The following is an 8,819-nucleotide window of genomic DNA, read 5'->3' on the forward strand; positions in this document are numbered from 1 at the left end:
CACAACCGCGGCATCTCGCTGGCGACCGCGTCGTTCATCCGTCCGTTGGACATCTCAGACCCCGTCCTTCCGCACCAAGGCCAGGAGGCTGGCGCCGTGCAGGAAGGTCCGTCGCATTTCCAGCACCGTGAAGCCGGCTTCGCGCAGCGCGCTGGCGAACTCCTCCTCGCTCCAGTAGTGGGGGCCCACCGGCTTGCGGGCCGCCTCGAAGACGGCGTTGGGCACCACCCAGCGCAGACATCCCAGGGCCGCCGCCCATCCCTCGCGGCGCCGCGTCTCTTCGAACGTCGACCAGAGACCGACGCGCCGGGTGTGATTCACGAAGATGGCGTGTCCCCCGGGCTTCAGGACGCGAAACGCTTCGCCGAGCTTCCGGTGCGGGGCCGGATGCGCGTAAAGAGAATGGATGTCGACGATCGCGTCGAACACGTCCTCCCTGTTGGTCTTGCCCTCGGCGAGGTCGGCGTGCCAGAAGGCCAGGCTCCCCAGCCGGTGCGCGCGCCGCTTCTCCCGGGCGAGCTCGATGAGCGTGCCGTAGGGGTCCATGCCCACGACCGAGAAGCCCGCCGCCGAGAGGAGGCAGCTGAAGTTGCCCGGCCCGCACGCGAGCTCCAGGATCCGGAAGCTGCGTCGCGGTAGGCCGTCGGGCACCAGCGTCTCGACCAATCCCAGCACCTCCTGCTGGAGCGCCCGGTACGGCTCGAACCGCTCGAAGATAGAGTCGTAGACGACGCCGTAGCCGACGGTGACCATGCGATCGAGTCCCCACTCGACGCCGCCGACCACGGGGACCAGCACGCTCGCTCTCGCAGACAGCGCCATGGTGTGCGCTCCTATCCGCCGGTGGCCGCGGTCTCGAGGGCGGCCGCCCAGTAGCCACTGATCTCGAGCAGACGGGCGCGGGGGACCGTGAGAAAGGCCCGGGCCACCACGGGATCGAACTGGGTGCCCGCGCCCTGCTCGATCTGCGCGATCGCCGCCTCGACGGGAAGCGCCTTGCGATAGGCGCGGTCGGAGGTCATCGCATCGAACGCGTCCGCCACGGCGACGACGCGGGCGATGAGCGGGATGTCGTCTCCCGCCAGCTTGTCCGGATAACCCTTACCGTCGTACCGCTCGTGGTGGTGCCTGACCGCCTTGGCCTCCCGGCGCAGGAACCCGAGCGGCTTCAGGATCTTGTCGCCGACCTCGGTGTGGGCCTTGACCAGCTCGTACTCTTCCGGCGTCAGCCGTCCCGGCTTGCTGAGGATGGGATCCAGGATGGCCAGCTTGCCCAGGTCGTGGAGGATGCCGCCGCGGCAGACCACCAGCACCTCGTCGTGCGGCATGCCCATCACGGTCGCGATCTCCTCCGCGTAGAGCGATACGCGCGCCGAGTGACCCTTCAGGTAGTCGTCCTTGGACTCGATGGCGTTGACGAAGGCGGCGATGGTGTTCACCAGGTTGCTCTCCGCCGTCTCGCGGAGGGCCAGCTTCTGGAGAGCCAGCGCACTGTTCTGCGCGTAGGCGAGCAGGAGCTCCTTTTCGTCGGGCAGGAACGCGCCGGCCCGGCCGTTGCGTCCCAGGCAGAGCACGCCCATGGTCCCGTCCACGCCGGGGACCAGCGCCGCCAGCGCCATGCGCGGGTCATTGGGCTCGCTCAGCGTCAGCGTCCGCCGCCCGTCCGTGGCCAGGAGCTGCTGGAAGCAGGCCTGCAGGCGCGCCAGCAGATGCTTGACGAGCGCGGGATCGCCCTGGTGACTGGAGCTGAACTCCCCGCTCTCATTGCGCAGCAGCACGAGGGCGGCGTCGCCCCCCAGGCCGCGCATCGTGTCGCGCAGCACGATGTCCAGGAACTCGGCCGGCGCCAGCCCCTGCAACGCGAGGTCTCCGATGCGGAAGAGCACCTCGACTCCGAACTGCTTGCGGGCCAGATCCTCGGCCAACCCCGCGGGGAAACCGACGCGACCCTGACCCGGCCGGCGATCCTCGCGCAGCCGGTCGATCAGGGCGCCCACCTCTTTGGCCGAGAACGGCTTGGCGAGGTAGTCGTAGGCCCCGTGACGAAGGCCGAAGACGGCGGAGTCGACCGACGGCGCGCCGGTGATGAGGACAACCGGCGTCTCCGGCTGCTTGCTCTTGACCGCGCGCAGGAGGTCGAGACCGCTCAGCCCGGGCATGTTGATGTCGGAGACGACGAGATCGTACGACTGCTGCGAGATCAGCTCGAGCGCCTGCTCGGCCGTGGAGGCGGAGGAGGCCACGCAGCCCTGCGCCGTCAGCGCAGAGACCAGGAAACGGAGGATCGCCGCGACGTCGTCAACCGCGAGCACGCGGAGCTGTGGGTCGCTCATGTCTTGCCCGCCAGCTGGTTCAGGAACTCTTGCCACTGCCGCGACACGCCGTTCCTGGGGAACCGCAGCGAATCGAGCACCGGGTGCTTGATCACGTTGGGGTCCGGCTCGGCGACGGGCGCCGCCGGCTTCGGGGCGACGGGCGCCGCGGGACTGATCGCGTTGGGCTCAGCTGACACCGCCTTGACGGCGGCCTTGGGCGCGGCCTTCGGTGCCGCCTCGACCGCGGGCGCGGCGACGGAGGCGGCCGCCGGCGCAGTCTTGGCGTCCGCCCGGGCGGCCCGCGCGAAGAAGTGGCGGTTGCCGTTACCGTTCGCGCCCGGGGCGGCTGCGGGCGCGGCAGGGCCGTTCGAGGCCACGGTGTTGACCGCCGGCGCATTGCTGACGGCGGCCGCGACCGGGGCCTCGGCCTCGCGGACCCCGAGGTTCGAGAGGAACGTTTCCCACTGCCCGGCCGCCGCCGGCGCGGCGCCGGCTTCCACCTCGGCGGCCGGCTCCTCAGCGGATTCCTCGGGCTCGGCCGCCACGGCGGCCGCGACGAGGTCGTTCATCAGGGCGCCCGCATTCGTCGCGACGAGGTCGGTCGCCGCGGTTGCTTCCTCGGCGTCCGCCAGGGCGGCGGCCCTGGCCACCTCGCTGCGCGTCGGCGCGGCGGCGGTATTGGTCACGGGGAAGGGCATGACGTCGCCCCCGCTGGACCGGAGTTGGCCGAACTCGACGCACTCCGCGTGGATCAGCGTGAGCTCATCCAGCCAGGCGACGAAATCGTCGGGCACGCGTTCGGCGACGAACACGATCCTCGGCGGGCGCCCCTCGGCGATTCCCGCCGACGGATAGAGCCGCCGCAGGTTGTCGGGGTACTGGAGGCACCAGACATAGGCGTCCAGGGTCGAGAGGAGCAGCTTGTGGTCGGCGACCCCGCCCAGCGCGATCAAGACCAGCGTCTGCTTCGCGTCCGTAGCGACCAGATCGATGATCGTCCGGCCAAGCCTCAGGCCCGACTCGAGGACCGCGAGTCCAGGCTCGATCGCGGGCAGGTGCTCGGCAACGAGCGCCCGTCTCCGGTCGACCTCGTCAACTTCAGTCTTTCTCGCGATCCGTCTCATCCCAGCGTCCCCCCTCGTTCTGATTGCAGTTGTGCTACGACTCAGGCAGTCACTCAGCAAAGCGAATACCAAGCCTGCTCCTCGCTGATAACCATCTGGAAACAATATGTTTTCTGGCCTGGGGAGACGCCAGGGTTGAGACGCCCTGTGGGTGATTTCTAGCCGGGGTGGGACGAACTCCTAGTGACTTCTTACTTGGTGTTGGCCTCGATGTCGCCGAGCTTTTTCCGCAACGTTTGTCGTGTGATGCCAAGAATCCTGGCGGCGGCGCTCCGGTTGCCGTTGACCGCCCCGAGGACCTCACGCACGTAGGCCAGCTCGATCTCGGCCAGGGGCTTGAGCGTGCCGGCGGTCCCGGAGCGCGCCGCGGGATCCGGCGCGGTGCCGAACGGCGTCGGCATGCGGCTCGGGTCGGCGGGCCCGGAGGTGCCCAGGATCACCAGTCGCTCGACGAAGTTCCGCAGCTCGCGGACGTTGCCGGGCCAGGAATAACCCAGCATGAGCCCCTCGGTGTCGTGGGAGAACTCCCTGTTCGTCTTGTCCAGCGGCCGGCCTGACTCGGCGAGGAAGTGGCGGGCCAGGGGCAGGATGTCCTCCCGCCGCTCTCTGAGCGGCTGAACCGTGATCGGAATCACGTTGAGGCGGTAGAAGAGATCCTCGCGGAACCGGCCGTCGCGAGCGAGCGCCTCGAGGGGGCGGTTGGTGGCCGCGACCACCTTGACATCGACCTTGATGTCGCGCGTCCCGCCCACCCGCCGAACGACCCGCTCCTGGAGGCAGCGCAGCAGCTTGACCTGGCTGCCGAGCGCCATCTCGCCGACCTCGTCGAGAAAGAGGGTGCCCCGATCCGCCAGCTCCATCAGGCCCTTGCGCATGGCGCGCGCGTCCGTGAAGGCGCCCTTCTCGTGACCGAACAGCTCGCTCTCGAAGAGCGTCTCGGTGATCGCCCCGCAGTTGACCCCCAGGAAGGGGAACTCGCGCCGGGCGCTCTCGTAGTGCAGCGCCTTGGCGACCAGCTCTTTGCCGGTTCCGCTCTCGCCCTGGATCAGAATCGTGCTCGCCTCGCTCCGCGCGACCTGGCGCACGAGCTCGCGCAGGCGCCGCGTGGCTTCGGATTCGCCGATGAGCTGATCGGCAGTGTTCCTGCCGGCCTGGACCTGATGCAGACGGCTCAGCTCGCGACGGGCCTTCACCCCCTCCAGAGCGCGCCGGATGCTGAACCGGAGCTTGTCGGGATGCGTGAAGGGCTTCTCCAGAAAGTCCGTCGCGCCCCGCCTCATCGCCTCCACGGCGTTCTCGATCTGCCCGAACGCCGTCATCATGATCACGGCGGCGTCGGCGTGCCGGGCCTTCAGCGCTTCCAGCACGCTGAGGCCGTCGAGGTCGGGGAGCCGGAGGTCGACCAGAACGACATCCGGGCCGACCTCGTCGGCCATTCGCAGGCCTGCCCCTCCTCCTTCCGCCGTCTGGACCTCGATCGGCTCCCTGGCGAGCAGCCGGGTGAGCAACAGCCGGATGGCCTGGTCGTCGTCGATGACGAGGACGCTGTCCATGGGTATCCCTGTTAAGAAATTAACCACCCCGGCCCGAAAGTTGTCAACTTTTCCATGGACCGGATGACGGTCACCTGACAGGATTGCTTTGTTTTCATAACCTTCCGGCTCTGGCACGCCTTCTGCCTTTCACCGTGCTTGCGATGGAACCTTTACCCGAGCTCACGCAACTGCTGAAGGAGCTGATCCAGGTCGGCATCGCGCTGACCAGCGAGCGGGATCTGGCGACGCTCCTCAGACGCATCCTTTCGGAGGCGCGCCGGTTCACGCGGGCCGAGGCGGGAATGCTGTTCCTCCAGGACGGGCAGCATCTGCGCCTGGCCGTCTGCGAGAACGAGCCCGTGGCGCGGCGGCTCGGCGACGAGGAGATGCGGCGGCGGGGCCAGCCGGCGCCCCTTCCGATCAGCCCGAAGAGTCTATCGGGCTACGTGGCGCTCACCGGCGAGGTGCTCAACATTGCCGACGCCTACGGGATCCCCGCCAGCGCGCCCTACGCCTTCGACGATTCCCTGGACAGGAGGCTCGGCTACCGAACGCAGTCGGCGCTCCTCGTTCCCCTGCGGGACCCGTCCGAGCACGTCATGGGCGTGCTCGCGCTGATGAACGCCCTCGACGACGACGACCACGCCATCCCCTTCCAACTGGGCTACGAGACGCTCGTGCGCTCGCTGGCGTCGCAGGCGGCCGTGGCCATCCAGAACGTGCAGCTCCAGGAGCTGTCGTTCAAGGACGCGCTGACCGGCGTCTACAACCGCCGCTACTTCACCCTGCGACTCGAGGAGGAGGTCAGGCGGCACGCGCGCTCCCAGGAACCCGTGTCGGTGATCCTCATCGACATCGATCAGTTCAAGCAGATCAACGACACCAACGGCCACGGGGCCGGAGACAAGGCGCTCCTGGAGGTGGCCGGGCAGCTGCTCACCAGATACTCGCGGCGCTCCACGGTGATCAGCCGGTACGGCGGCGACGAGTTCGCCGTGCTGCTGACGAATACGTCCAAGACGGGTGCGGTGGCCTACGCGCGGCGGATCCAGGTCGTCCTGGCCAAGCACGCCTTCGCGCACGGCCAGCTCACCGTGAGCATCGGCGTGGCCTCTCTCCCGGACGACGTCGCCGAGGGCGAGGACCTGATGCGGACGGCCGATCGGGGGCTCTACGAGGCCAAGCGGGCCGGCGGCAACCGAGTCGCCGCCGCATGAGCCGGGGGCCCGAGCCTATGGATGAGGGAGGGATCATGAAGTCGAGGAAATCCCGCCGCTACAAACGCTGCCCGAAGTGTCTGGCGATGCTTCGGCCCAGCGCCGAGTTCTGTCCGCAGTGTGGAACGAACATGCCGATCGGCTTCCCTCACAACCCGCGCGTGGCCGCGGAGGCCGTGAAGGCGATCATGCAGCTGAACACGGCCGCCCCGGACACACGCCCGATCCCCGCGCAGCCCCAGGGCGAGTATCTGGTCGTGGTGGCACGTGACCGCCGCGATCTCTATGACTACCTGAGCCAGAAATTTTCCGGCGAGCCTGGCATCCGGGTGGTCCAGGAGCGACGCACGGGCGACCGGCGCCGGTCGGAGCGCACCTCACCGCTCGAGCGCCGCCGCCGCGATCGGCGCTCGAGACCGCTGGTCGACGCCGAGCTGCGACGCTTCGGCTTCGCGATCGTGAACCTTCTCGACTGACGCCGACCGCGAGGCTCGCCGGGCGCGCGCTCCCACCATGGAGCTGTCCGCCTCCCGACGCCCGGACAGGGATTATCTGGAGGGCTCTGTAGACCCCTGGTCCGAGGGTGACCAGCGCCTGGCAATTCGGTGTTCCACTTGAGCTTTTGCGCCCTCGATTACTCGGCAGGTTCGATCAACCCTCGCAGTCGCCGCGGTTTTTCGGTGACAGACTGGCGGATCGCCGCTCGTCTAGGACAAACAAATCAGAGTCTATCCATCCGAGAACACGAAGAAAAAGCGCGACCTGCCAAGCATGCCCTGGCACTGCCCTTGCTCCACTGCTGACCGTCGCGCCGACGTGAGATTGGCGCGCATGGTTCGGCGACGAACCGGATTGGAGCAGCGATGCGGTCCACGAGACGAATGCTGGGTGCATTCCTCGCCCTCGTTTCCATCGCGCTGGCGGCAGCAGCGGCATCGGCCGAGATGACGCCGGTGGGGCTCGTCACGCGCCTCGATGGACGCGCGACGCTCACCCGCGCCGTCCTCCCGGAGGGCGCGCCCCTCAAGTTCAGGGACGAGGTGTACATCGCGGACCGCATCACCACCGGCGAGCACTCGCTCGCGCGCATCCTGTTCGGCGGGAAGGCGCTCGTCACCGTACGCGAGCGTTCCGTGCTGACGATCACCGAGGCTCCCGGGGTCTCCACGCTTCACGTGGGCGTCGGCAAGATCATTGTGGCCGTCGTCAAGGAGCGCGTGAAGCCCGGCGAAACCATCGATATCCGCACGCCCAACGCCATCGCGACCATCCGCGGCACCGTGGTGATCGCCGAGGTGTCGCCGGAGACCCCGGAGGCCGACGAAAGCGCGGCGAACTATACGACCACGATCACCATCCTCAAGGGCGTGATCGATCTGCGACGGCTCGACGGTCTGACGCGCCAGCCAATCGGCGCGGCTTTGAGCCTCCGCGCGGTCGAGAGAGTTCGCATCACCGGAGCGGCGGCACTCCCGTTGCCTCAGAAGCTCTCACCCGAGGTGACACGGAAAGTCATCAATGGGCTGAAGGCGAACGTGAAGCCCGTCCCCGAAACGAGCGCGGCCGCCGTTATGGCCGAGGTGCGCCACGCCAGCAACACCCCGGGCGCGGCGGTCTCCGGGTCCCGCGTGCCTTCCGTTTCCGCGTCAGCGAACGGCCCCGGGCCGGCTGACGGCTCCAAATCCAAGAGCCTCGGGCTGCTCCAGGTGAAACTTCCCGGCGCGACGGCGGTGGTGAATCCGATCTCGAAAGGAAGCCTCCGGTGACGAGGCACTCGCCGGGCGAGCCCCGTCGAGCGGTGAGGAGATGACCCCATTGAGCAAGCGGACAGTTGTCTGGTCGTTGGCACTGGCGCTGGTGTCGCCGGCGTTTTACCCGGGCCTCGCGGCAGCGCAGAACGCCGTACTGTATGAGGCCACGGAAACGATGAAGCTGAAGCAGGGGCGCACCGTCGTCTCCCGGACGGCGACTGCCGCCCTGATGGGCTGGGTCAGCGCCGGGACCTCGCTCTGCCCGAACTGGCTGGCCGCCGCGCTGAACGTGCCGGCCTGCGGAGTCACGGCTCTGGCCAACGACAACATCAGCCTGGCGACGGGTCAGGGTCCTGTCGGCGGAAAGTTCACCGTCATCGTTCAGGGCGACAATCCCGTGGACGGGCCTGAGCTCGTGATCGCGGAGGGATCGCTGCGCGGCACGATCGACCTCTCTGCCGCGGTGCTCGGCGGGGTCCCGCTGGGGACTATTAGCGGCCGCTGGAGCGCGCGGGGCACCCGCGGCGGCCCGCTGGACGGCCTTCGCAGGGGCGGCACGTTCAGCGGCACCTTCAGGCTGCCGTTCGTGATGCCGAGTGACCCGACGAAAACGCCGCTCTACCTCGGCGACAAGGGCCCCGTCGCCATCGCCCTGCACGAGTACTCGCTGGGCGTGCCGACCGTCCGTCTGGAGCTGACCTTCGTCGACGCGCCGCCAGCCGAAGGGGACGACGAAAGGGACGACGACTGACGGAAGAGGAGTCCCTCACCCGAGACACGCGCGGGGTTCTGGATCGCCCAGAACCCCGCGGGGAAGTTGGAGCGGCCGACCGGATTCGAACCGGCGACGTCCAGCTTGGGAATATCCCCGTGGGGT

Annotated in this window: 8 protein-coding genes; 4 read left to right on the plus strand and 4 right to left on the minus strand. The window is 68.5% G+C overall.

Features of this window, described 5'->3' with window-relative positions:
* Positions 1–54: 54 nt before the first annotated feature.
* From VGV13_15990 to VGV13_16005, 4 genes are all read right to left on the minus strand, one after another.
* Positions 55–822 (minus strand): class I SAM-dependent methyltransferase, encoded by a 768-nt coding sequence (locus VGV13_15990; GenBank protein HEV8642592.1) that lies wholly within the window; start codon positions 820–822, stop codon positions 55–57.
* An 11-nt stretch (positions 823–833) separates the two neighbouring features.
* Positions 834–2,333 (minus strand): HD domain-containing phosphohydrolase, encoded by a 1,500-nt coding sequence (locus tag VGV13_15995; GenBank protein ID HEV8642593.1) that lies wholly within the window; start codon positions 2,331–2,333, stop codon positions 834–836.
* Entirely contained in the window at positions 2,330–3,439 is a 1,110-nt protein-coding gene (locus VGV13_16000; protein ID HEV8642594.1) for a hypothetical protein, read from the minus strand. The genes VGV13_15995 and VGV13_16000 overlap by 4 nt, the downstream gene beginning before the upstream one ends.
* Before the next feature lie 191 nt (positions 3,440–3,630).
* Positions 3,631–4,992: a sigma-54 dependent transcriptional regulator gene (locus tag VGV13_16005; GenBank protein HEV8642595.1), complete on the minus strand. Its 1,362-nt coding sequence runs from the start codon at positions 4,990–4,992 to the stop codon at positions 3,631–3,633.
* Between the two features lie 143 nt (positions 4,993–5,135).
* Here VGV13_16005 and VGV13_16010 point away from each other — a divergent pair, with 143 nt between their 5' ends.
* The 4 genes from VGV13_16010 (at position 5,136) to VGV13_16025 (ending at position 8,693) form a co-directional block, all read left to right on the plus strand.
* A complete protein-coding gene (locus tag VGV13_16010; GenBank protein HEV8642596.1) occupies positions 5,136–6,191 on the plus strand; it encodes a sensor domain-containing diguanylate cyclase in 1,056 nt (351 codons plus the stop codon).
* Positions 6,192–6,226: 35 nt separating this feature from the next.
* Positions 6,227–6,667, plus strand: coding sequence for a zinc ribbon domain-containing protein (locus VGV13_16015; protein ID HEV8642597.1), 441 nt, complete (start codon positions 6,227–6,229; stop codon positions 6,665–6,667).
* A 405-nt stretch (positions 6,668–7,072) separates the two neighbouring features.
* Positions 7,073–7,957, plus strand: coding sequence for a hypothetical protein (locus tag VGV13_16020; GenBank protein ID HEV8642598.1), 885 nt, complete (start codon positions 7,073–7,075; stop codon positions 7,955–7,957).
* A 49-nt stretch (positions 7,958–8,006) separates the two neighbouring features.
* Complete coding sequence (locus tag VGV13_16025; protein ID HEV8642599.1) at positions 8,007–8,693, plus strand: hypothetical protein; 687 nt, start codon at positions 8,007–8,009, stop codon at positions 8,691–8,693.
* Positions 8,694–8,819 lie beyond the last annotated feature (126 nt).

The sequence above is a fragment of the Candidatus Methylomirabilota bacterium genome, from assembly GCA_036001065.1.
Classification (GTDB): domain Bacteria; phylum Methylomirabilota; class Methylomirabilia; order Rokubacteriales; family CSP1-6; genus MNEF01.